Raw genomic sequence first — 21693 nt, forward strand, 5'->3', positions numbered from 1 at the left:
GTTTAAGGAGTAGAATTCAGTGAGGATAATTTCTTTTTCTGATGATCTTGATAAAATGCATAGACGGAAATTGCAATCGTTAGCCAAAGAGCGCTGGCAGCCAGTCCGCCAATAACGTCACTCGGAAAGTGAACCCCAAGATAGATTCGGCTCATACCGATTACGATAATCATCGTAACGGCAAATAGAAACAAAAGTACGCGACTTAACGTTGTGCGTACATTTCGCCAAGCAATATAGGCAATAATTGCATATAAACTAAAAGCCATCATTGTATGACCGCTTGGAAAGCTAAAGCCATTTGCCTCCATAATTTTATGGATTTCCGGTCGTTCTCTTTTGAAATATATTTTCAAAAGAAAGTTTACAACAACCGTACCGATCATTACAGTAGCAAAAAGGACCGCTTGGTGGCGGTAATGCAATTTAAAGTAAAGATAACCTACAATTAGAAGTCCAATAGGTGCAACAAAGTATACTGAGCCAATCCAAGTAAAACCTTTCAGTGCAGTAGTCAGCCAAGTGGTTTCCATCCCTTGGACAAAATCGATCACTGTTCTATCAAAATCGACAATCGATTCACTGCTAATTGCAGATGCAATGTAACCGAATAAGACGCCGAAGCAAATACATAAAATAAGTGCTAGTAACAAACGTAAGAATAATTCACGCATTCATTTTTGGCCCCTTTCCTGTATATTTGAGTGTATAGGAAAGTGTTTATTTAATAAAAGGATATCCTTTTATAGGGATTAAAAGTATGAGCTTCCTTTAACTAATAACTTCTTGAAAAGGAATGATTCCAACGGTATTTTTATTAATAATTGGTTCCTATTTACTTGGAAATATACTGACCGCTACTATGATCAGCAACATGTTTTATAAGAAGGAAATTCAAGGATTAGGTAGTGGAAACCCAGGTGCACGTAATGTTGGACGCATATTTGGTAAGAAAGCATTTATTGCTACCTTTATAGGGGATGCATTAAAGGGAGCACTTGCCGTATTGACTGCAAGATGGCTAGGATTTGAACCAACAATCGAAGTCATCGCTTTGTTAGCCGTTATGTTGGGACATATTTATCCTGTATTCTTTAGATTTCGAGGCGGACAAGGAATATCGACGTTTATTGGCGGTCTACTCGCATTTAATCCACTTGTGTTCATCATCTTTGTAGGTATTTTTGTTATAATGTATCTATTTATAAGAAGTTTTACTGTGGCTGGTTTGAGTGCAATTGTACTTGTACCGATTATCATTGCCTCTCTCTCTCTTGGAACCGGTCAATTTATCGTTGCGAGTTTGTTATCAGTACTTATATTGTTTGTACATAAAGATGATCTAAAAGAGAAGTATATGAAGGAAAGGAGCGAATCAAAATGAATTTTATTTATAAAATTGCGGAAACATATACTGAGTATGAGCAAATTCATAAACTAAATTATAAAACATTCGCTGAAGAAATCCCTCAACACGAACGAAATGAAACACATATGCTTGTCGATAAATTTCATCATGAAAATACATATATTATTTGCATATTTGACGGTCGAGTAATCGGTATGATTGCGATAAGGAGTAAACGACCTTTCTCACTTGACGGAAAGATAGGTGAAGTGGAACAGCATTTACCGTTTCGAGTAAAAAACCCCGTCGAAATAAGACTTCTTGCCATTGAACAAAAATATCGAAATGGACGTGCATTCCTTGGAATTGCACAAGCACTCATTAGGTATTGTCTGAGGATGGGCTATGATGCAGCACTTATTTCAGGAACAATGCGTGAGCAGAAGTTATATGGACAACTTGGTTTTTCACCTTTTGGAAAACTTACAGGAACAAAAGACGCAGAATTTCAACCGATGTATTTAACTAAGGAAACGTTTGAATTGGCTGTTGCAGGAAGACTATCAAAACCTCATATTAACTTTTTGCCAGGGCCGGCAACAATTTCGGAGGATGTACAGAAAGCGATGCTTATTCAGCCGTTCTCACATAGATCCACAGAGTTTGAAAACGTATTAACGTATGTGCAAAAGGGTTTAACAAACTTAACCAAGGCAAAATACGTTCAACTTCTGCAAGGGACAGGAACGCTTGCAAATGATGTCGTTGCGGCACAACTTAGTTTAAAAGATGGTAAAGGTCTCATCCTCGCAAATGGAGAATTCGGTTTCAGACTTGTCGATCATGCGGAACGATTCGGTATGGAATATGACATTTTAGAAACGACATGGGGACAGCCTTTTAAAAATGAAGAGATTATTGATCAATTGAAAATGGGTCATTACAGCTGGCTTTGGGTTGTCCACTCTGAAACGTCAACTGGAATACTGAATGAGCTTTCCATGCTCCAAAGTATTTGTTCGACTAACAATGTACTGCTTGCTGTTGACTGTGTAAGTTCAATAGGAACGGTTCCCCTTGATCTTAAAGGGGTTGCATTTGCATCGGGTGTAAGTGGGAAAGGATTCTGCAGTTATACGGGTGTATCGTTTGTTTTTCACAATGAACCTATTCCAAAATCAAAGCGCTTGCCGCGCTATCTTGACCTTGGTACATACGCAGAAGCAGAAGGGATACCTTTTTCACAATCCTCTAATTTGGTATCCTCACTAGCTGCTGCATTACAAGAATACGAGGATCCGAATAAGGTTTTTGCTTCTATACAAGAACGATCAAGCATTATTAGAAGAGCGGTTGAAAAAATGGGATTCACGATTTTAGCACAAGAAGAATTTGCAACACCGGCAATTCTAACGTTGGTAATACCAAAAGAATTTTCATCTAAACGTCTAGGCGACAACCTATTTCTAAATGGGTTCAATGTTCATTATGAAAGTACTTATTTATGTGAAAGAAACTGGCTTCAAATTTCTTGTATGAATAATGTGTCCAATCAGAATCTTGATAAATTGATTCACCTGTTGTCTGTGTTAAACTAAGTAGTATAAGGAGATGATTATTATGAAAGAATTGCTATCAATCGAAGAGTGGAATGACGTCGTAGAAAAGTCGAAAGAAGGTCCATTACTCGTTTTAAAACATAGTACGACGTGTCCAATAAGTACATCTGCATACAGTCGTGTAGAAGCGTATGAAACAGAAATGCCAAAGTTTTTCTTGAAAGTACGTGAAAGTCGTCCGGTATCCAATGAAATTGAAAGTGATTTAGGTATTGTCCACCAGTCCCCGCAACTTTTCCTAATGAAGGACGGGAAAGCTGTCTGGAATGCATCACATACGGTTATTACGGATAATGAAATCAATAGAGGATTAAAAGAAAATAATTTAGCTTAATACTAATGAAGCACTCTGAACGATTTAGAGTGCTTTTTAATGTGAATCGGCATTTCGTAAACGTTGGAATTCCTAAGTAAAGTTGTCCACACATTCAATATCCAGTCAAAAAACACTTATGAACAAGTGGATAACGTTCGAATGACCTTCTCCACAGAGGGATTACCTATAAAGAAATGGTAATCCTTTTTGTTTTCTTATAAATCATTGTGAAGGAATTCACAACGAGTGACAGTTGTCATCTCAAAGTCATGACATTTATGTCTTCCACAAAGTATGACTAGGTACTAATATTAGATACAAGGAATGATTGTACGCTAGATCATTAATCGAGGGAGGATAACATGTCTAAAGAAAAAACAATGCAACTTCACAAAAGTGTTGCCCCTTTTGCAAAGTCAGAGAATAAAAAAAGTATAATGCAAATCATAAACACGGTACCACCCTTTTTAATCTTATGGTTTTTAGCTTATCAAAGTTTGTCCGTATCCATCTGGTTGACACTTGGTCTATCCGTTTTAGCAGCCGGTTTTGTCATACGAACATTCATCATTTTTCATGATTGTACTCACGGTTCGTTCTTTAAAAACAGAAAAGCAAATGACATTGTTGGTACCATTACAGGAGTGCTTACACTTTTCGCTTATGAGAAATGGAAACGTGAACACGCGATTCATCATGCATCAAGTTCAAATCTTGATAAGCGTGGCGTTGGTGACATTTGGGTTATGACTATTGATGAATATTTGGAAGCATCTAAATGGCAGCGTTTTGCTTACCGTTTATATCGAAACCCACTAGTGATGTTCGGTTTCGGACCACTTTTCCTAGTGCTCATCTCAAGTCGTTTTAATCGTAAAGACGCTCGAAAAAAAGAAAGAAACAATACGTATTTAACGAATATTATTTTAGTTGCACTTTATACAGGAATGATCCTGTTAATTGGATGGCAATCATTTGTCATCGTTCAAGGTTCAATTATGTTCATAGCAGGTTCACTTGGTATATGGTTGTTCTACATTCAACATACGTTCGAAGACTCGTATTTTGAAGAAGAAACAGAATGGGATTATGTGAAAGCTGCGATTGATGGCAGCTCATATTATAAATTGCCACGTATATTGCAATGGGCAACGGGTAATATTGGTTTTCATCACGTGCATCATCTTTCACCAAGAGTTCCGAACTATAACTTAGAAGTAGCACATGATTCAGTTCCACCGTTGCATCAAGCAACAACGATAACAATTAAATCTAGTTTAGCTTCTATAAACTACCGTCTCTATGATCCTGAGAAAAAAGGGTTTGTTAGCTTTAAAGACATTAAACATCTTCTTAAGATGCCACGTCCGTCAATGGATATAAAACCAAAACGAACGAGTCTTGAAGGTAAATAAAAAATTATTGCAACCATCTCTTTATAAGGGATGGTTGTTTTCTTTTATTCAAAATTTGGTATAGTATACTAAACAGATAGGCGGTGGACAGCTGTTATGCAAAGTTGGTATAGTATTTTCCCGAAAAATCCATGGCTTAGTATTTATGTTTGGATTATTTTTTGCCTATTACCCTTTTTCTTTATTTTTAGATCCTCGTCTGGAATCCAAATATTTATTGGAATTACAATGTTGCTCTTATTCTTTTTATCTTATCGTTTTTCATTTAAATCCAAAAGTGGCCTACTTTATATGTGGATTAGCTTTGAAATGGTCATTAACATTGTAATGACATTACTATTCGGGTTTGTCTATTTCTCCTTGTTTACAGCTCTATTCATAGGTAATATTCGTCATACAGCTGGATTTTTCATCGTATATGGAATCCATCTCGCAACAACGATAGCCGCGATAGTTTTGGGCTTCTTCATTGAAATTGATTTATTTTTACCTCAGTTACCCTTCATTTTAGTGAGTCTTATTGGTGTTGTACTATTGCCTTTTAATCTTTACAATCGTAATAAAAGAGAGAACTTAGAAGGGCAATTAGAAGTTGCAAACGAACGAATTTCCGAACTCATTATTTTCGAAGAGCGACAACGTATTGCACGAGACTTGCATGATACACTCGGACAAAAACTTTCGCTTATTGGCTTGAAAAGTGACCTTGCAGGAAAACTGATTTCAATCAATAGCGAACAAGCGAAAAAAGAGTTGCATGATATAAGGCAAACTGCGAGCACTGCATTAAAAGAAGTGCGCGAACTAGTTCAAGATATGCGTGCAATGAAATTAGAAGATGAACTCATTCGTATTAAACAAATAATAAAAGCAGCTGAAATGGAATTAACGATTGAAGGAAATCCGTCATTTGAAGGAATAACGCCAATTGTTGAAAATGTATTAAGTATGTGTTTAAAAGAAGCAGTAACGAACGTAGTAAAACACAGCTATGGAACGGAATGTCATATTACATTTGAACATACGTCAAAATACTTTGTCATTACGGTTACTGATAATGGTATCGGAATTGCCAGAGGCGGAGAGACATTGCCTGGGAATGGTCTGGATGGAATACGTGAACGTCTTGAGTTTGTAAACGGTAGCCTAGATGTTAAAGGCGGAGAAGGTACTAAGTTGTCGATTCAGGTGCCGGTTATTTTAAAACATATTATTGGGGAGTGATTAAGTGATACGCATTGTCATAGCGGAAGACCAAGGGATGATGCTCGGAGCACTCGGGTCCTTGTTAAATATGGAAGACGATATGGAAGTTGTTGGCAAGGCGAAAAATGGAGAAGAAGCAGTTCAACTCGTTCGAGAACTTGAACCAGACGTATGTGTGATGGATATCGAGATGCCTGTAAAAACTGGCCTGGATGCAGCGGAAGAATTGCATGAAGATCCTTGTAAAATTATTATTTTAACTACATTTGCAAGAGCTGGTTATTTTGAGCGAGCAAGAAAAGCGGGTGTACGCGGATATTTATTGAAAGACAGTCCTATTGAAGAGTTGGTCAGTTCAATTCGAACAATAGTGGATGGTAGACGTATCTATGCACCAGAGCTTGTAGACATCGCATACGGCGATGGGGATGCGGGAGAAAATCCTTTGACTGAACGGGAAAGCCAAGTACTAAGTTTGATAGCTGAGGGTAGATCGACGAAAGAAATTGCAGGAGAGCTATTTTTATCTCCTGGCACTGTCCGCAACTATATATCGACAATTCTTGATAAATTGGATGTCAGTAATCGAATTGAAGCAATTTCAAGGTTTAAAGAGAAGGGCTGGTTCAAATGACCGGCATGGAGCTTCTTGGGATAATTCGTTGGGTTTTGATGGGCGTTTTTGTGGTACTCTTTTATCTCTATGAAATTAAGAAAAAAGCGGCATTTATGATTCCAGCACATCTGACAATTCTCGCTGCAATTATACTACATGCACTTGTTCGAGATTGGTATTTATTCGTGAAAATTGCAATTATTATCGTAGCCGTTCTTGGAATAGGCGGAAATATCCTTAAACTGATTCGTGCGAGAAAAAACAGTGTCGCATAATAATGGACCACAGGCGAAATTGTAGTGATGCAATTATTGTCTGTGTTTTTTTGTGATATTGTATAGATAGAATTGAATTTTGAACGGGAGGATTCGTATATGTTTAAGATTGAAGAGGCAATAAAATTAGATGCACAAGATGAAATTTCACAGTATAAAAACGAGTTTTATTTAATGAAAGATGTTCTTTATATGGACGGAAACTCACTTGGGTTATTATCAAAAAGAGCCGAAACAACACTTTTAAATTTGCTTGATTCATGGAAGACGTTAGGTATTGATGGATGGACTGAAGGAGAAAATCCGTGGTTTTATATGTCCGAAACGGTTGGCGGAAAAATGGCTCCACTTGTCGGAGGAAAACTAGGCGAAGTAATCGCTACCGGATCGACTACGTCGAATTTACATCAGCTTGTTGCAACATTTTATAAACCTACTGGGAATAAAACAAAGATTCTTGCAGATGAGCTTAATTTTCCTTCAGATATTTATGCACTAAAAAGTCAAATAGCGTTGAAAGGATTAGATCCGGCAGAACATCTTGTACAAGTTGAAAGCGATGATGGGCGTTTTTTGTCAGAGGATCGAATCATTGAAGCTATGACGGAAGATATCGCACTGATTGTCTTACCGGGAGTCCTGTATCGAAGTGGGCAAGTACTTAATATGGAAAAGATTGCAGCAGCTGCAAATGACAGGGGTATTCCAATTGGATTTGACCTATGTCATTCCATTGGTTCAGTTCCGCACAGCCTTCATGAATGGGGTGTAGACTTTGCATTTTGGTGCACATACAAACATCTGAACGGTGGTCCTGGTTCTGTTGGTGGATTATTTGTTCATGAAAAAAACTTCGGAACCGCACCGGGTCTTGCAGGGTGGTTTGGTTCAAAGAAAGAATCGCAGTTTGACATGAATCATACAATGGATCCTGCAGAAGATTCAAGTGCTTTTCAAGTGGGCACACCACATGTCCTAAGTTTGGCGCCAGTTATTGGTGCATTAGAAATGTTCGACGAGGTTGGCATTGATCGTATTCGTGAGAAATCACTTAAACTAACAGGTTATATGATGAAGCTCGTTGAACATGAGCTTTCTGAATTCGGATTTACTGTGGGTAATCCTATTGACGATACTCGTGGTGGTCATATTTTACTGGAACATCAGGAGGCCGCGCGAATCTGTAAAGCACTTAAGGAAGCCGGTGTAATCCCAGACTTCCGTGCTCCCAATGGAGTTCGTCTTGCTCCTGTAGCGCTTTACAATACATTTGAAGACGTCTGGCATACGATCCAAAAGCTAAAAGTAATAATGGATGAAAAACGGTATGAAAAATTTGAAAATAAACGAGGAGTGGTTGCATGACGGGGAAATGGATCGATATTTCACAACCACTTCAAAATTCAATTGCGCAGTGGCCAGGGGATACACCGTTTACTTATGAAGTAGCATTTTCAAAAGCGGACACGGGTTCAGTAAATATTGGGAAGTTAACGACAAGCACACATATGGGAACACATATTGATGCACCTTTCCATTTTGACGATTTAGGGAAAAAAGTCCTTGACCTTGATATAAATACGTACATTGGAGGAGCTCTTGTTATTGATGTAACTGGAAATCGCAGCGTTGGAAGGTCTGAATTAGAATCCATTGATTTTCGCGGAGCAAAGCGGATTTTACTTAAAACATTAAGCCGACCGGATCCGAATGTGTTTCCGGAAACGTTCACTTATTTACGTGAAGACATCGGCCCGCTATTAAAAGAAAGAGGCGTTAAACTTATTGGCATCGATACGCCTTCTGTAGATCCGGAAGACAGTAAAATTGTAGAAGCACACCACTCGTTGCACAAAAATGGAGTATTAATTTTAGAAAACATCGTGCTCGATAAAGTAGAACCCGGTAATTATGAATTGATTGCATTGCCGTTACCACTAGTAAACGGTGATGGTAGCCCGGTTCGAGCTGTATTAAAGCCAATCGAAAGGGACGATTTAAGTGAGTGAAAAAGGAATTCATACAGATTTTAAAGACAATATGACCTATGGTGAATATTTAAATTTGGATAAATTGCTAACGAGCCAAAATCGGTTATCAGGTCATCATGATGAGATGTTATTCATTGTGATTCATCAAGTAAGTGAGTTATGGATGAAACTTATTTTGCATGAGTTGAATACAGCAATCACTTCAATTGAAAAAGATGAACTTCCCGAAGCCTTCAAAATGCTTGCTCGTGTGTCCAGAATACAGACGCAAATTATTCAGGCATGGGATGTATTAGCAACGCTAACGCCAGCAGAATATATGGAGTTTCGCGAGAGTCTGGGCCGCGCTTCTGGATTTCAGTCCTATCAGAATCGGCTGATTGAATTTGCTCTTGGATACAAACAACCGCATATATTAAAGATTTATGAAAAAGATCCAGAATTAGCTGAAAGCCTGGAAACTGCATATCATGCTCCAGGTATTTACGATGTAGCCATTCGTGCGCTTGCGAGAGCAGGTTTTCCGATTAATGAAGATTTACTTGCACGGGATTTCACAGTTACGTACAAAGGAGATTCAACAGTCGCGGATGCATGGCTCGAAGTATATCGAAATGTCGATGATCATTGGAACTTATATCAGCTTGCGGAGAAATTGGTTGATATTGAAGACAGTCACCAGCAGTGGCGTTTCAGACATATGAAGACAGTTGAGCGGATTATTGGATTTAAAATGGGTACAGGTGGTTCGTCTGGTGTTAATTATCTAAAGTCCGTGCTTGATCATCAGTTTTTTCCTGAACTATGGGATGTGCGAACAAAATTATAAACAGGGAAACTCCGCTTATCGTTTCGAGATGGCGGAGTTTTTTTATGTTATTTTAGAAGTTTATTTTCTCGAAAGTAGTTTCCTTTAGCTTTTCCCCTTTTATTTGTAAAAGAGTGTTTTGCACAAACTTGTCTCCTATCAACAACCGACCGATGTTGTTTTTCGTCTCAACAATGGCACCACTGGTTGTGGACAAATAGCGCAGCTTTTCTTGCCATATTGGACATTCAGAACACGAAGAGTCTTGTTCTTTATTCACGATTGTAAAAGAATCGATGCAATGTCGCTGAAGAATCTTCCCTTTCCTTTTTCTTACGTTTAGCCAGATTGCTGATCTCAGAAGAAATCCCCACATTCCTGTAAAACTTTTGTTTTTCGTTGGACTACTTGTAAATTGGAGAATAGTCATTGCAGAAGAATTTAGCTTAACGTGGGAGGTGACAGCTGAAGCGTAATGAACATCTCCTGATAATATAATGCACTGCGATGGGTTCCAATTGAAAATGTTTGTTAGAAAATCACTAAATCCTTTTCCGTTGTATTTCCAAGCCTCGAAATCAAGTGTCTCATCCACAGGAATTCCGATTGCGCGAAGTGGATAGACGTAGGAATGTAAAACAGATTCAACGAGGCCCATACCGTATAACGGTGTCGGTGAAATAATAAGCAAGGGGTCGCCTTTTATCCAACCTGACTGGAAAAGTGTTTTGGATACTGAATTCCAACCCTCTGTCCCAATCAATCTTGGACTGCGTGTACTTTCTTTAAAAATCCAACCGACTTTTACAGCTTGGGGTAAATGATCAAACTGCCGAATCGTTCGGGTATTGAGAAATAGAGCAGACGGTTTTGTTGGTGCAACAAAATGCCAGTCTTTGTATGACCAAAGTCGTTTTACCCAATGTACATAAGCAACTGAGTGAGCAGTGAAGCCTGCAAAATGATGGCTCATTGACTTTATAAACTTTTCCTCGAATCGTTGTGGCTCATTGCCCCACCCTTGAAAAATCCAATAAGCACTTAATCCATTTGCGATGACGTGTTTTCCAAGTGGTGATTGTGACACTTGGGTTATCCAATCGGCTGATAAATTCCAATCATCTGTGATGTCGTGGTCATCGAAAATCATATATGTTGGAACGTTCGCCAGTAATCTTCGAACATTCTGCAGCCCCGCCATAGTTTGGAGAAGCTTTTCAGTTTGCTCATTGTATCTTGTTCTAGATTGTTTTTGTTCGGCTTTATCTCCTGGAAATAGTAAGTGGATGCTGTTCCTCTCAAGCATTTCATCATAGGGAGGAATGTACACGCTTTCCCAAAGACTGGGACTCCATGATAACAGATACATGGCGGCATACTCTCCGAATGTCATTAAATGATTTCCGGCATTAGACGAAGTGAAATTGCAAAGTTTGCTCGTTATGAACTGGCGGCCATTTACTTGATGAATGACCTTGCGAAAATGTTCATCGTTCAGTGTGCCATTAAACTGGGCAAGATCTTCCTCGTGTCCTATGAGATGAACGGCAACGGATTGAATGACAGGAAAAAGCGGGTCCGCTACATCGTCTGCGTAGATTTGGTCACCAAGAAGAAACAAGGCTTGTGGTCGTTTCTCTAAATCCATTTGGGCATCCTCGATAATTCGATCTCCTGCAATAAGGGTATCCTCACCGATACCGTGAAACTTTCGACAGGAGGCATATAGAAAATTTGAGTTCGACCTATCGGGAATAAAAAATGAGGGATAGGGAAGGTCACCATAAGTAATAGATTGCATTTTGTTTTCTGAAATTAAATCGAGGCTTTTCAAGTCATATATTTTATTGATGTCCTGAAGGAACAAGTTATAACCAAGCAATGTATCTGTTGGAAAGCGACCATGAATTTGTATGAGATGAATAAATAACTTCTCACCCGTACAAATTGAAGTCACTTCGCTTATAGTGTCGAGGGCAATTTCTTGTTCTAAAGTAAATATTCTTGCATTGATTTCAAAAGATTGACTCGTTGCAATCCAAATTGTAACTGATTGTCTGTCTACTCTCCGTAAAATGGGACCCGCAAGTACTTTGGGAAATAACATTTAACACACCACCTATGTTGAATCATTGTTCTAGCGTATTCGACTTTGGAGATTGCGGTGTGTGTGTGGACATAGGCAATTCAATACTCTATTTATTTCACAAGCTTGTCGACAGATATTTTCTTAATTTGTGGGGAAAAATTGGTGCATGGTATACTGTTCGTACAACTTTCAGGAAGTCGAGGTAGTTACTTATGTTAAATACGAATGAAGTGAACAAGTGGAAAGAACAGTTGCCTCTTATAGAGAAAATGATTAGCAAAGAACAAGTGCTTTGGCTTAATCCGTTACTGGAGTCGGTTACTACAGGTATTTCAAAAACGGGTATTACCAAAATGCAAGTGCAAGACGCATCCGACCGATTGGAACGTTTCGCTTCGTACATCAAATCTGTTTTTCCAGAAACGATTGTGTCCAATGGAATTATCGAATCACCACTCACTGCAATTCCAAAAATGAAAGCAGCACTTGAAGAAAAATACGGAATTCAAATTCCTGGTGATTTACTTCTGAAACAAGACAATATACTTCCTATTTCTGGGTCGATTAAGGCGCGTGGGGGGATTTATGAAATCTTAAAACATGCGGAAACTCTTGCACTTGAAAATGGACTGATTACTATAGGGGAGGACTATGCAAAATTTGCAGAATCAGGATTTAAAAATCTGTTTTCAAAGCATAAGATAGCAGTTGGATCTACGGGGAATCTGGGGTTAAGCATTGGAATAATGAGCGCAAAACTTGGTTTCAACGTCACGGTCCATATGTCTGCAGATGCAAAAAAATGGAAGAAAGAAATGCTCCGAGAAAAGGGAGTAACCGTTATCGAATATGTGGAAGACTACAGCAAAGCGGTCGAAGAAGGTCGTCGTCAAGCAGACGAGGATCCAACTTGCCACTTTGTAGATGATGAAAATTCCATTGACCTATTTTTAGGGTATGCAGTTGCTGGTGAAAGGCTCGCTGCACAATTAAAAGAGCGTGGAACAACTGTCAATGAAGAAAATCCTCTTTTCGTTTATTTGCCATGTGGTGTTGGTGGTGGACCTGGAGGAGTGGCATTCGGCCTGAAGCTTGCGTTTGGAGATCATGTACACTGTTTCTTCGCAGAACCAACACATTCACCTTGTATGATGCTTGGAATGATGACAGGTCTTCATGACGGGATTTCAGTTCAAGACTTCGGTCTGGATAACAAAACAGCTGCAGATGGACTCGCAGTTGGAACGGCATCTGGATTTGTTGGGAAAACAATGGAACCTCTGTTGTCCGGCTGCTATACACTTTCAGACGAAACAATGTTTCAATTGCTTAAATTAGCAGCAGACATTGAAGGTATTCGTCTTGAACCATCTGCACTTGCTGGAATGACAGGACCTATCAATGTTATCCGTGAACATATTAAGGGTGCGGAACTTTCGACAGCCACACATATTGTATGGGGAACAGGAGGCGGCATGGTTCCGGAACAAGAAATGAATCTATATTATGGAATGTCCAGGAACTAATTCGAGTTATTCCCCGGGAAATCGACAGGAACTATAAAAAAGCTTAAATGCTTTTACATAGTTCCTGTTTTAGTTATGTTTAATTCGACAAAAGTAGGGAAAAACACTAAAGATGATAAAAAGTATCTGGAGGATAAAAAAATGAATTCACAAATACCAGAAACACATTGCAATACTGAGTATGAAACATTGCTTCGTGTCTTAATATGTCAACCAGAATTTATGGCTATTGATGATGTTATAAATGATGTTCAAAAAAAGTACAAAGAAGACAATATAAATGTAGAGCTAGCGATGCAGCAACATGGAGAATTTGAAAGAAAGCTGAAGGAACATGGCGTTGAAGTGATTAAACTACCTTCTTCTGAAAAATTCCCGGAACAAGTATTCACACGTGATATCGGCTTTACAGTAGGCGATGACATTTTTGTCGCGGAAATGGCGAGCGATATTCGTAAAGGCGAAGAAGATGTGCTTGAAGGATGGCTGGAAGAGGAGGACATTTCTTACCTCACAACTACGAATCGGGTAGAAGGTGGAGACGTCATAGTCGATCGTTCGAAAGTCTATGTTGGCGTGAGCAGTCGTACTTCGAATGAGGCCATTCATAAACTTAAAGTCGATTTACCTCAACATGAAATTATTAAAGTGCCGTTTAATGAGAAGTATTTGCATCTCGATTGTGTATTCAATATTCTATCTCCTGAAGTAGGTTTGATTTATCCCGAAGCTCTTGATGAAAAGACAGTTGAAATGCTTTCGAAAAACTATAAACTTATTGAAGTTAGTGAAGAAGAACAATTCAGTATGGGAACGAATGTCCTGTCGATTGGTCAAGGAAAAGTATTTAGCTTACCTCAAAATGCAAATGTTAACGATGCCATGCGTTCTCATGGATTTGAAGTTATTGAAGTTGATTTTTCTGAGATTATAAAATCAGGTGGTTCTTTTCGATGTTGTTCAATGCCACTAAAAAGGAAATAAAAAAGGACTGCATATAAAATGCAGTCCTTTTTAGTCAGCGATTAAGCTTCTTTAACTTCAGTATAAACGCTGACTTTCTTTTTATCGCGGCCAAGACGCTCAAAGCGAACGACGCCGTCAATTTTAGCGAAAAGTGTATCATCGCTTCCACGACCTACGTTTTCACCTGGGTGAATTTTAGTTCCGCGTTGACGATAAAGGATTGATCCACCTGTAACGAATTGTCCGTCAGAGCGTTTTGCTCCAAGACGTTGTGCGTGAGAGTCACGACCGTTTCTAGTTGAACCAACACCTTTTTTCGATGCGAAAAACTGGAGATCTAAACGTAACATTATGTGCCACCTCCTACTCTTTAAAAAGTACTTTTATATAGTGCCCATAGTCATTTTCGATTGTTTGTAAAGAAACAACCATCGCTTTTACAATCAACTGTATGTCGTGATCATTTTCTGAAGAATTCGGAAGTATGACGTTCAAATATCCACCATCAGATCCTTGTTGGATATCAGGTGTCTTGCCTGTAAGTGAGATGATTGCATTGACTGCACCGAAAGATACAGCAGATGCACCTGCACATACAAGATCTTTTCCGTGTTCAGCAAAATCAGCGTGGCCGGTCATTTCAAACGACAGAATGCGACCCGATTTGTCTTTGTTTACATTAATTGTAATCATGTCGGCCTTACAGTGTAATATCGGCAATGATAACTTTTGTAAATGGCTGACGATGACCTAGTTTTCGCTTGTAATTCTTTTTCGGTTTGTATTTGAAAACAGTAATTTTTTTAGCGCGGCCTTGTTCAACAACTTTCGCTGTGACAGAAGCTCCTTCCACGAATGGAACGCCTACTTTTACATCGTCTCCACCTACGAATAGCACTTTGTCGAAAGTGACGATTTCGCCAACTTCAGTTGCTACTTTTTCGATATAAACTTCCTGGCCTGCAACAACTTTAAGTTGTTTTCCGCCTGTTTCAATAATTGCGTACATACTTATACCTCCTCTTATACTCAGACTCGCCGTTAAAGGTGATCCCATAAGGATACTTAGACCTTTTCAGTGCGGTTGTAGCACGAGCGTACTACTGTTATAACATTAAAACATTATCACATAGAATTGTTCCGGTCAAGTCGTGAAAGATAGACAGTCCTATTAGCAACTCATCTATCCTTTGCTAATAGGACTGTTTAGATGGAAGTGTATTTGATTTATATACTTTAAATGTTTTACTAATTACTTTAGTATTTCTATCTAAGGGTTTAAAGCGGTTCAATTAAAGGCAATAATTACTCATAAAGAATTAAATCGATGGAATTCAAGGGAGGACTTACTATTGAAGAAGTTCGAAATAAAATCATTATCACATCATCCAAACTCAATAGAGTTTACATGGCATGATATTGGTGGAATGTATCATGTTTATCGTGATCGAGAACTTCTTTATGAAGGGACTGTAGCAGAGTTCAAAGATGGAGATTTCAATCATGCGAGAATGTACACTTATTCAATTGAGCAAGTTGAAAACGATAAAGTAGTAAGGGTCATTGCATTGCAAACGTCAGCTTATGCTGAACAGCGGAACATTGAAAATCCCCTTCAGTTTCTTGTTATGTCGACCATTGTTACGAAAACGAAGATTGTTTTGTCATGGGAAGAAATTAGTGAAGTGGACGAATACAATGTCTATCGGAATAACGAGTTTATGGTAGCGGTAAAGACAAATCATTTTACCGATTACAGATTTTCTTTAGATGAATCATATGTGTATACGATTCTGTCAAAGCGTCTTCTTGCGAAATCGGAAGAAACACTTAGTAAAAGTAAATCGGTGGTAGCGGGTATTTTTGGAGCGCTGAATCCTGTATCCAACAAAGAAGAAGCAACGACTGAAGAATTTAGAGTTACGAAGTTAATTGGGAAACCGAATGCATTGCTCATTCCTGTGCTTGAGAAACAACGAAGGACAAACATAAATCGATGGAAATTTAGGTACACAACATTTATAAAAGAAAAGTGGATAAAAAACCCTAATATACTAGCAATGGATCACTATTTTAAAGGAGACAATCGGGACTTTGATTCAGAAGCTGAACGTTTTAGGACGCGTGTCGATATCGAACTTGCTTATGATAAACCTAAGACGCCGTTGACCTTTACAAAAGAGATTGGACAAACGGTCTCCTATAACCGGGCAAAAAGATTCCGGCAAAAGGCAGTTGCTTCTTACGACGGTATCAAACTCGTAAGACTGGATCATGAGGAAGAAGAAGTTGGATTTCTTCTCACTCATTCTGTCGGGAACCCGCTCGTTACAGCACCAGAAATTGACTACGAAGTTCGAGCGGTTATGCAAAGAAATGGTACATTTGATATAACTGGATTCCATGACCAAGCACCACATCATGAAATATATATGTCTCGTGGAAGTGAAAAAAACTGGATGCCAATCCATTTAGCTGAAAGTAAGGGACTTGCCTGGATGTCAGAAATAACGGCTTGGCAATACTGGCGGCACTCAAATTTTGAATAGAAAAGCATACAGTCCTTCAAGTGGTATAATAGAACACTAATGCTGGAAAGTGGTGAAGAAGCAATGGGATATCTATACAGACTGCTTGGAAATATGGATGTTGTGGAAACAGAAAAAACGAAAACCACAATTGTATACTACAGTTCAACAGGTACGAATTATCAAATGGCACTATGGGCTTCAGAAGCAGCGAAAGCAGAAGGTTCTGAAGTGAGACTCGTAAAAGTACCCGAAACAGCACCTCAGGCGTTAATCGATTCAACGCCTGGTTGGAAAGCGCATATGGAAGCGACAAAGGATATTCCAGTTGCAACTGAAGCGGATCTGGAATGGGCAGATGCCCTGATTTTTAGTGTGCCAACACGCTTTGGGAATATTACGAGTCAAATGCAAAGTTTTATCGATACATTGGGCGGACTCTGGTTCCAAGGAAAGCTTTCGAATAAAGCAGTAAGTGCGATGACCTCTGCTCAAAATCTACATGGCGGTCAAGAAGCAGCGATTCTTTCACTTTATACGACAATGTATCATTGGGGTGCAATCGTAGCAGCACCAGGCTACACAGATGCTGTTGCAGGTGAGGCGAATGGGAATCCTTACGGAACAAGTGCAACTGTAAGCTCGGAAGGAAAAATCACGGATGATATTCCAGCTCTAAAAGCGGCTGTTCAATATCAGGCGATGCGTACGCTAAGCGTAGGACAGGCCTTAAAAGTTTTAAATGCCTAATTATAAAAATTAGAGTTAATGGGTTTTTTCATATGCGTACAACAAAAAATCCGACCTTAAATAGGTCGGATTTTTGCTTCTTTATTAAAAATGTCTTGTTATGAATTCACTATCGTCACATTGCGAAGATCCTGTGCTTTTGCAACACCGGTCAATGCCATTGAAATACTCGTTTCTTGAATAAACCCATCAATTACTTTTTCTACTCCGAGTTGTCCACCCGCAGCAAGGCCGTACACATAAGGTCTGCCTATACACACAGCGTCGGCTCCCAAGGCAATGGCTTTAATAATATCTGCACCCCGTCGAATTCCACTGTCAAGCAAAACTGGGATTTGCTTATTCACAGCATTTACTATTGCAGGAAGGGCATCGATACTCGATACCACCCCGTCAAGCTGTCTTCCACCGTGGTTTGAAACAATAATACCGTCGATGCCGTTTTGAATCGCCAAAAGTGCATCGTCCGGATGAAGAATTCCTTTTAATAGGATTGGTAAGGACGTTCTCTTTTTCAGTTCGGCAACATCTGCCCAATTTAGTGTAGGGTGATGGATATTGTCGACAATACCTTGAATAATGGTTTCTTCCTCTTTATTTGGTAAACCAGCTAAAAAGACATCATCGGTTTCATAGTTTGCTTTTCCAAGACCTAATTTAAGTGGAGAGAATTGATTTCGTAAATCCTCTTCACGCCACCCCAACATAACCGTATCAACGGTCAATACAATTGCTTCATAGCCAGCTTTTTCAGCTCTACGAACCATATTGTAAGAGATCTCCTTATTGTTGGACCAATATAATTGAAACCATTTTGGGCTCGTGCCTGTTTCTGCCGCAATTTGTTCTATCGAGTAGCTTGAAACTGTACTTTGGATATATGGAATTCCGTATTCTGCTGCTGCTTTAGCTGCCGCAATTTCGGCATCTTCATGTGCAAGTTTTAACATACCTACCGGTGCCAAGAGAAAAGGTTGTGGATATGTACGACCGAATAATGTGATGCTCGTATCCACAGTAGATACATCGTTTAAAAATCTTGGAACAATCGAAAGTTTTGAAAAGGAGGACGTGTTTTTTTGCAGTGTCTCTTCTCCTCCTGCACCAGATTGGATGTATCCAAAGGCTCCTTTAGATAATAAAGTACTTGCCTTTTCTTCCAATGCTTTAAAGTTGATAGGGAACTGTTCATCTGTAGATGAAGACATTGTTTGAAGAAAAGAGTCGTTGCTTTTTTTGCGAGTCATGCACATTCAATCCTTTCAATCCCTTTTAAGGCGGGCTGCAAAATAGGTACCTACAACTTGTATCGTTTGTACGAGAATGATCAGTATAAAGACAACTGCATACATAACGTTCACTTCGTATTGGATATGCCCATATCTATACGCAAGATCTCCAAGACCCCCAGCTCCAACAAGACCAGCCATTGCCGTTGCACCAATTAAACTAATCGTTGCAATCGTTAAGCCTAAAATGATTGAAGATCTTCCTTCTCTAAGTAAAACGTTCCAAATGATAGATCTTCTTTTAATACCCATTGCAGTGTAGGCTTCGATTACGCCTTGATCGACTTCAAGTAACGCAGTTTCCATAAGTCTTGCGATATAGGGTGCTGTGTAAATTACAAGAGGTACGATAACCCCTTGAACGCCAATCGTCGTTCCGGCAATAAACTTAGTAAAGGGTAGGATGAAAAACAATAAAATAATAAATGGAATGGAACGGATGATATTAACGCCTAGATTTAGTAAACGATAGACCCATTTGTTTTCAAAAGATTGACCTGGACGTGTAAGTACTAATATAATTCCAAGCGATACCCCGATGACAATCGAAATCAGTAGGGAAACGATGGTCATTTGAAAAGTTTCTACAATTGATTTTCCGATTACTGGTAACCATTTAGTCATGAACTCTTCATATTTATCCATTCATTATCCCTCCAATTCCTCAACACCAACGCCTTGTTCTTTAAGGAACTCAATAGCATTGATGATGTTATTTGTTTCACCAACAAGATGTATGACAATGTTACCGACGATACCGTTTTTCAGTTCAATAATATTCGCCGATAAAATATTAGGAGTCACATTGAATCTTTCGGTTGCTAAAGCAATCAGTGGTTGTCCTGCTGCTTCACCGACAAAAGTTAATCTTGAAACATTACCAGTAAGATTTAATTGTTGTACTAATGAAGTAGGAATTTTACGCTGAGCAATAGTGTTTAAGAACTTCGTAGTCGTTTCTTCTTTCGGTGCTGCAAATAAGTCTATCGTAGACCCGTGCTCAATGAGTTCTCCGCCTTCAATAACGTACACATAATCACAAATCTTTTGAATGACATTCATTTCATGTGTGATGAGTAAAATGGTTATGCCGAGCTCTTCGTTTACTTTCAACAGTAAATCCAAAATCGATTCTGTCGTTTCAGGATCAAGAGCACTTGTTGCTTCATCGCTAAGTAAAATTTTTGGTTCTTGTGCCAAAGCTCTAGCGATAGCGACGCGTTGCTTTTGTCCACCAGACAATTGATTTGGATATGCCTTTTGACGATCTGTTAAGCCAACAATTTCCAAGTATTTCACGACGCGCAGCTCAACTTCGTTTTTATCGAGCCCGAGCAATTTAAGTGGAATCGCAATATTTTCGAAGACCGTTGCCGTTTTTAATAAATTAAACCCTTGAAAAATCATACCAATGTTTTGTCTCATTTCACGCAGTTTGTTCAAAGGAAGGGTTGTCATTTCTGTTCCACTAATAAATACTTCTCCAACAGTGGGTCTTTCAAGTAAATTGACACATCGGATAAGTGTACTTTTTCCTGCTCCGCTGTACCCGATAACACCATGGATTTCACCTTTTTTCACATGAAGATTGACATTGCTAACTGCTTTGACATCTCCACTTTTCGATTCAAACACTTTTGAAACATTGTTTAATTTAATCATGACACTCATTCCTTTCTAGAGAAAAAACTGCTTAATGAGAGATGCACATCCGCTTTTGTTACCGTATAGCCTTCAGCGCCTAGCCCCTCGGGTCACTTCAGAACAGAAGGAGAAGTCAAAGTGCGCAACTTCTCTTTCTTGTCTTCCAGTGCCTGTCGGGTCTACCAGGCGCTTCAGCTTTTGTTATTCCCAGCTTGAGAGGATTGTTCCGTTGAATTCTTCTTTTATGAATTCTTTTACTTCATCGGATTGATAGAGTTCAGCAAACTTTTTAACGACAGCATCGTCTTTGTTTTCTTCACGTACAACGATGTAGTTTACGTAAGGAGAGCTTTTAGATTCTAAGAAGATGGAATCTTCGACTGGGTTTTTACCAGCTGCTAAAATAAAGTTTGTATTAATGGCAGCAAAGTCCAATTCAATAAGTTGTTTAGGAAGTTGTGATGCCTCTAATTCAACAAATTTCAAGTTTTTCGGATTTTCTACAATGTCTTGTACTGTTCCAGTAGTTTTATCTTCATCTCTTAGTGTAATCACGCCGGCCGCTTCTAATACAATCAGAGCACGTGCACCGTTACTTGGATCATTTGGCATTCCGAAAGATGCTCCGTCAGGGATATCGTCAATACTGTCGAATTTGTCTGAGTAAATACCCATTGGAAGTAAAATAGTTTTTGCGACGTGGACTAGATTCAAATCACGGTCACTGTTTACTTTCTCTAAGAAGGGTAGTGTTTGGAAGCTGTTGATATCCAAATCTCCTTCAGATAATGCTGTGTTTGGTAAAATATATTCTGTGAAAACTTTAACATCAATTTCTAAACCTTCTTTTGCAGCAAGTTCTTTCACTTTATTTACTACGAGCTCATGTGGACCTGCTGTAACACCAACGACGATTTTTTCCTCGCTTAATGCTTTACCTGTTTCTTTGTCTTTACTTCCACAAGCTGAAAGGACACCAATTAACAAGACTAATGATAATAGAACTACAATTCTTTTCATATAAAATTCCTCCTAATGTTGTGTAGTTAATTTTTAATAATACAAAAAGCCTCTCTATCAGAAATAGAGAGGCGTATTTATACAATAGGAAATACGATAATCCTCTCTCATCTTTCAAGACAGAAATGTCTTGTAGGATTTAGCACCTTTCTACTGTTTGTTCACAGTAGGTGGTTGCCGAGCTTCAACGGGCCTTTCCCTCAGCTACTCTTGATAAGAGATGTTGCTATTCGGTTATCAATAATTACTCATGAGCATAATTTACATTAGTTATCAGAGGATGTCAA

At 38.9% G+C, this 21693-nt stretch carries 23 protein-coding genes, 1 riboswitch and 1 other annotated feature; of the genes, 14 read left to right on the forward strand and 9 right to left on the reverse strand.

The window, feature by feature from the left end; translation table 11 throughout:
- Positions 1–2 precede the first annotated feature (2 nt).
- Positions 3–674: a phosphatase PAP2 family protein gene (locus tag ACFSFY_RS16655; protein WP_381540030.1), complete on the reverse strand. Its 672-nt coding sequence runs from the start codon at positions 672–674 to the stop codon at positions 3–5.
- A 122-nt stretch (positions 675–796) separates the two neighbouring features.
- Between ACFSFY_RS16655 and ACFSFY_RS16660 the strand changes: the two genes are divergently transcribed.
- The 10 genes from ACFSFY_RS16660 to kynA all read left to right on the forward strand — a co-directional run bounded on the left by ACFSFY_RS16660 (position 797) and on the right by kynA (position 9615).
- Positions 797–1384, forward strand: a complete 588-nt coding sequence (locus ACFSFY_RS16660; protein WP_381540032.1) for a glycerol-3-phosphate acyltransferase — start codon at positions 797–799, stop codon at positions 1382–1384.
- Positions 1381–2946 carry an aminotransferase class V-fold PLP-dependent enzyme gene (locus ACFSFY_RS16665; RefSeq protein WP_381540034.1) on the forward strand — a complete coding sequence of 522 codons (1566 nt, stop codon included), beginning with the start codon at positions 1381–1383 and terminating at the stop codon, positions 2944–2946. The genes ACFSFY_RS16660 and ACFSFY_RS16665 overlap by 4 nt, the downstream gene beginning before the upstream one ends.
- Positions 2947–2968: 22 nt before the next feature.
- A complete protein-coding gene (gene ytxJ, locus ACFSFY_RS16670) occupies positions 2969–3301 on the forward strand; it encodes a bacillithiol system redox-active protein YtxJ (RefSeq protein WP_381540036.1) in 333 nt (110 codons plus the stop codon).
- A gap of 344 nt (positions 3302–3645) precedes the next feature.
- The gene (gene desA / locus ACFSFY_RS16675; RefSeq protein WP_381540038.1) at positions 3646–4698 is read left to right on the forward strand and encodes a Delta(5) desaturase DesA; all 1053 of its coding nucleotides are present in this window, start codon (positions 3646–3648) and stop codon (positions 4696–4698) included.
- Positions 4699–4794: 96 nt separating this feature from the next.
- Positions 4795–5922, forward strand: a complete 1128-nt coding sequence (locus tag ACFSFY_RS16680) for a sensor histidine kinase (protein WP_381540040.1) — start codon at positions 4795–4797, stop codon at positions 5920–5922.
- Between the two features lie 4 nt (positions 5923–5926).
- Positions 5927–6538 (forward strand): response regulator, encoded by a 612-nt coding sequence (locus ACFSFY_RS16685; RefSeq protein ID WP_381540042.1) that lies wholly within the window; start codon positions 5927–5929, stop codon positions 6536–6538.
- Positions 6535–6795, forward strand: coding sequence for a hypothetical protein (locus tag ACFSFY_RS16690; RefSeq protein ID WP_381540044.1), 261 nt, complete (start codon positions 6535–6537; stop codon positions 6793–6795). The genes ACFSFY_RS16685 and ACFSFY_RS16690 overlap by 4 nt, the downstream gene beginning before the upstream one ends.
- Positions 6796–6894: 99 nt before the next feature.
- The gene (kynU, locus tag ACFSFY_RS16695; protein WP_381540045.1) at positions 6895–8160 is read left to right on the forward strand and encodes a kynureninase; all 1266 of its coding nucleotides are present in this window, start codon (positions 6895–6897) and stop codon (positions 8158–8160) included.
- The gene (gene kynB / locus ACFSFY_RS16700; RefSeq protein WP_381540046.1) at positions 8157–8804 is read left to right on the forward strand and encodes an arylformamidase; all 648 of its coding nucleotides are present in this window, start codon (positions 8157–8159) and stop codon (positions 8802–8804) included. The genes kynU and kynB overlap by 4 nt, the downstream gene beginning before the upstream one ends.
- Positions 8797–9615 (forward strand): tryptophan 2,3-dioxygenase, encoded by an 819-nt coding sequence (kynA, locus tag ACFSFY_RS16705; protein WP_381540047.1) that lies wholly within the window; start codon positions 8797–8799, stop codon positions 9613–9615. Before kynB ends, kynA begins: the two co-directional genes overlap by 8 nt.
- A 52-nt stretch (positions 9616–9667) precedes the next feature.
- Here the strand turns inward: kynA and ACFSFY_RS16710 are convergent, their stop codons facing one another.
- The gene (locus ACFSFY_RS16710; protein ID WP_381540049.1) at positions 9668–11701 is read right to left on the reverse strand and encodes a metallophosphoesterase family protein; all 2034 of its coding nucleotides are present in this window, start codon (positions 11699–11701) and stop codon (positions 9668–9670) included.
- A 194-nt stretch (positions 11702–11895) separates the two neighbouring features.
- Between ACFSFY_RS16710 and ACFSFY_RS16715 the strand changes: the two genes are divergently transcribed.
- Together ACFSFY_RS16715 and ACFSFY_RS16720 are read left to right on the forward strand one after the other, a co-directional pair.
- Positions 11896–13209, forward strand: coding sequence for a D-serine ammonia-lyase (locus ACFSFY_RS16715; RefSeq protein ID WP_381540051.1), 1314 nt, complete (start codon positions 11896–11898; stop codon positions 13207–13209).
- Positions 13210–13350: 141 nt separating this feature from the next.
- Positions 13351–14193 carry a dimethylarginine dimethylaminohydrolase family protein gene (locus ACFSFY_RS16720; RefSeq protein ID WP_381540052.1) on the forward strand — a complete coding sequence of 281 codons (843 nt, stop codon included), beginning with the start codon at positions 13351–13353 and terminating at the stop codon, positions 14191–14193.
- 41 nt (positions 14194–14234) lie between these two features.
- On the opposite strand, the gene rpmA is transcribed toward ACFSFY_RS16720, so the two are convergent.
- From rpmA to rplU, 3 genes are read right to left on the reverse strand one after another with little or no spacing between them, the layout of a single operon-like run.
- On the reverse strand, positions 14235–14525 hold the full coding sequence (rpmA, locus tag ACFSFY_RS16725) for a 50S ribosomal protein L27 (protein WP_381540053.1): 291 nt from the start codon (positions 14523–14525) through the stop codon (positions 14235–14237).
- 13 nt (positions 14526–14538) lie between these two features.
- A complete protein-coding gene (locus ACFSFY_RS16730; RefSeq protein WP_381540055.1) occupies positions 14539–14868 on the reverse strand; it encodes a ribosomal-processing cysteine protease Prp in 330 nt (109 codons plus the stop codon).
- Between the two features lie 7 nt (positions 14869–14875).
- Positions 14876–15184: a 50S ribosomal protein L21 gene (gene rplU / locus ACFSFY_RS16735; protein ID WP_381540057.1), complete on the reverse strand. Its 309-nt coding sequence runs from the start codon at positions 15182–15184 to the stop codon at positions 14876–14878.
- 12 nt (positions 15185–15196) lie between these two features.
- Positions 15197–15271: a sequence feature (ribosomal protein L21 leader region), on the reverse strand.
- A gap of 256 nt (positions 15272–15527) precedes the next feature.
- On the opposite strand from rplU, the gene ACFSFY_RS16740 reads away from it, so the two are divergent.
- Positions 15528–16724, forward strand: a complete 1197-nt coding sequence (locus ACFSFY_RS16740) for a DUF3238 domain-containing protein (protein ID WP_381540059.1) — start codon at positions 15528–15530, stop codon at positions 16722–16724.
- Positions 16725–16787: 63 nt separating this feature from the next.
- Positions 16788–17453 carry an NAD(P)H:quinone oxidoreductase gene (gene wrbA / locus ACFSFY_RS16745; RefSeq protein WP_381540389.1) on the forward strand — a complete coding sequence of 222 codons (666 nt, stop codon included), beginning with the start codon at positions 16788–16790 and terminating at the stop codon, positions 17451–17453.
- Between the two features lie 98 nt (positions 17454–17551).
- Here the strand turns inward: wrbA and ACFSFY_RS16750 are convergent, their stop codons facing one another.
- The 4 genes from ACFSFY_RS16750 to ACFSFY_RS16765 form a co-directional block, all read right to left on the reverse strand.
- Positions 17552–18700 carry an alpha-hydroxy acid oxidase gene (locus ACFSFY_RS16750; RefSeq protein WP_381540061.1) on the reverse strand — a complete coding sequence of 383 codons (1149 nt, stop codon included), beginning with the start codon at positions 18698–18700 and terminating at the stop codon, positions 17552–17554.
- Positions 18701–18715: 15 nt separating this feature from the next.
- Entirely contained in the window at positions 18716–19387 is a 672-nt protein-coding gene (locus ACFSFY_RS16755; RefSeq protein WP_381540062.1) for a methionine ABC transporter permease, read from the reverse strand.
- Between the two features lie 3 nt (positions 19388–19390).
- A complete protein-coding gene (locus ACFSFY_RS16760) occupies positions 19391–20404 on the reverse strand; it encodes a methionine ABC transporter ATP-binding protein (RefSeq protein ID WP_381540064.1) in 1014 nt (337 codons plus the stop codon).
- Positions 20405–20587: 183 nt separating this feature from the next.
- Positions 20588–21406 (reverse strand): MetQ/NlpA family ABC transporter substrate-binding protein, encoded by an 819-nt coding sequence (locus tag ACFSFY_RS16765; protein WP_381540066.1) that lies wholly within the window; start codon positions 21404–21406, stop codon positions 20588–20590.
- Positions 21407–21510: 104 nt separating this feature from the next.
- A riboswitch (SAM riboswitch) is annotated at positions 21511–21626 on the reverse strand.
- Positions 21627–21693 lie beyond the last annotated feature (67 nt).

The organism is Sporosarcina siberiensis, assembly GCF_042681925.1.
GTDB classification, from domain to species: domain Bacteria; phylum Bacillota; class Bacilli; order Bacillales_A; family Planococcaceae; genus Sporosarcina; species Sporosarcina siberiensis.